Here is a 2,607-nt window from a genome sequence, read left to right on the forward strand (position 1 = left end):
CCCGCAGGACTCGCGGGCTTCCGGCCGCCTGTGGTTCCTGCGGCCACGGTCCGGCGAGGGTCCTGAGGGGTCCTCGCCTGGTGGGTCGTCAGGATCCTTCGTGTGGGACGTAGTGCTGGTTGGGGGAGCGGGCCCGGCTCTGGGCTGTGGGTATGCATCCTCGACTCGGTGGCGACCTCGACCGTCTGCGCGAACTCCTCGACGCGGTGAGTGATCGTGCCGCGCACGTGCTCGCCGGCATCGGGGACCGTCCCGTGGTGCGGCCCGGCCGTCCGGCGCCGGCAGCGTCGCCGCGCAGGTGTCGCCGGCGGCGGAAGGCGGCCACCGGCCGGCCGGAAGTCAGTGCCCGCGCCACGGCAGGGCCGGGATCGGGGTGTCGGGTGCCTACACGGCGTCGGCGAGGACGGTTCGCTTCAGCTCTATGGCGGCCTTGTGCCGGTTCTCGGCGCCGACCCAGTACGGGTGCGCGCCCAGCTCGGTGCCGACCGCGATGAACGCGGCCTGCGTCAGGTCCGTCGGCGCCGAGGCCCAGGCGGCCTCGGCCGCCGACCAACGGCGCTGGAGTTCGAGCAGGCCAGGAGGGAACTCGGTGTCGGACACCGGCTCATCGTAGGTCGCACGCCCGTGCGTGCCACGGCACCGCACCGGGCTCCACGCGGCATCTGCACATCCGACCCGCACGATCACCGGGGGCGGGCAGCGGGCCGAGCGGTACTCCACCCGGATCGGAGGCGACCTCGCCACGGGCCCGCCCTTGACGTCGTGCGCGCCGACGCCCCGCGCCGCCCCGGCCCGCCGACCGTGCGGATCACTGCCGCCGCCCCCGAGGACCCGCCCGACCCGCCCCGCGCCACGCCGTAGTACGGCGCAGGGCCGAAATGCGCTCCGAGGCACCCTGCGGTTCAGACGGGATCGTCACCCGCGGGCGGCGGTTGCTGTCGGGTCAGGGGTCGGATCAGTGGAGGAGGTAGCGGCGACCGCCGCTCGTGGGGTCGAGCCGAAACCTCCGGCGGGTCATCGGAAGCCACCGAAGCCGGCGAGGCCGGCCGCCTCGCCGTGAGTACCGCGGTGATTCCGCCGAATACCGTGGCCAGGACTCCTGTGGCTGCGGTGACCAGAGCGATCCACGGCGCCATCTCCGAATCCCCGCCGACCGTGACCGGCACGTACTGGGTCGCCACCGGTGCGGGGGCGGGAGTCGACGAGGACCCTCGGCCAGGCGTAGAGGCCGGCCCTTCGGCCGAAGGCCGGTTCCCCATGGCGGTCGGACGGGGACCGATACTAGAAGCCGCATGATTAAGAGATATATAAAAGAAAACCCCCGAGAACAGAAGGAGCGTAATACCGAATCCGAAAATTCGTAATGCCCGGTTCCGCGTCATTGATTCCCTCCTTTCCGAACACTGTAGCCCAGGGCATTGCGTCCGTATCGGCCACTCGTGGAACCGGGCGGATCAAATGCCGCCCCGCCTCCGCTCCTGTCCCACGTGTCCCTTCCGCGCCCTGCGCCGGGGTCGGTCCGGGCGGCCCGACCCCGAGCGCCGGACTGTCAGGCGCCGGTGTGCATACTTGTCGGACGACCGGGAGGATGCAGGGGGGATGGCGCGGTGAAGCTGGCTGAGGCGCTCGTGGAACGCGCGGCTGCGACGCGGCGGGTGGAGCAGTTGCGGGCGCGTGTCGTGGGCAGTGCCCGTTACCAGGAGGGCGAGGAGCCGGCGGAGAACGCGGTGGAGGTCCTGGCCCAGGCCGCGGAGGTGCTGGACGAGTTGGAGCGGCTGATCCGTCAGATCAACCGGACCAACTCCACCGCGCTCGTCGAGGGCGGCGGCACGCTCACCGACGCCCTCGCCCGCCGGGACGTCCTGCGGCTGCGTCACTCGGTGACCACCGACGCGGCCGACGCCGCCTCAGGGCGCGACCAGCGCGGGGCGGCGCGGCAGTTGCGGTCCGAGCTCAGGTTCCTCTCGGCCCTGCCGGTCGCCGAGCTCCGCGCCCGGGCGGACGTTCTGGCCAAGGAGATCCGCGAGGTGGACACCCTGATCCAGCGCACCAACTGGGAGATCGACCTGATCGAGGACTGACCCCACGAGCCGGGTGTGGGAAGCAGGTAGTCGTCACGGAGGCGTGCACACACCGCGGGCCGGCGGTCCATCCGGCCCCTGGCGCGTGAAGAGCAACGCAGGGGTTCGATTCCCCATCAACAGCGCAGCTCAGCATCGCGTACAGGTGACAGAGCACATCGCACGGCTCACCACCACGTGCAGATCCGGACGACGAGGGCGGGAACGGGGTGCCCCACACCCGGGGCGAGGGCCGCACACACCACGCGGCCCTCGCCCCCGATTCCACCCAGGAGTCACCGTCACGGTGAGTTACTGAAGCTGATCCGGTGTGCCTGCCAGGCGGGTGTCCGAGGAGGGTGTCCTCGGCTGCTCGGCGGTCCTGTGCGGCGCCGTTGCGGTCGCCGGTCTCGGGGTTGCCGGCGTGTTGACGTCGTGCCTCGTCGGAGAGCCGGCCGAGGGCTGACACCTACCGGAGGTCACCTGAGCCCAGCACAATCGCCCGTATGACGATTACCACGGGCGCCGCGCCGCCGCCCACGCAGAA

Annotated in this window: 2 protein-coding genes; one reads left to right on the top strand and one right to left on the bottom strand. The window is 71.5% G+C overall.

From position 1 onward, the window contains the following. Positions 1–384: 384 nt before the first annotated feature. The gene (locus PUR61_RS24830; RefSeq protein WP_329881596.1) at positions 385–600 is read right to left on the bottom strand and encodes a hypothetical protein; all 216 of its coding nucleotides are present in this window, start codon (positions 598–600) and stop codon (positions 385–387) included. Between the two features lie 1,007 nt (positions 601–1,607). On the opposite strand from PUR61_RS24830, the gene PUR61_RS24835 reads away from it, so the two are divergent. Next, on the top strand, positions 1,608–2,081 hold the full coding sequence (locus PUR61_RS24835; RefSeq protein ID WP_329881597.1) for a DIP1984 family protein: 474 nt from the start codon (positions 1,608–1,610) through the stop codon (positions 2,079–2,081). The last annotated feature ends 526 nt before the right edge of the window (positions 2,082–2,607 follow it).

The sequence above is a fragment of the Streptomyces sp. BE20 genome (assembly GCF_036322525.1).
Classification (GTDB): Bacteria; Actinomycetota; Actinomycetes; order Streptomycetales; family Streptomycetaceae; genus Kitasatospora.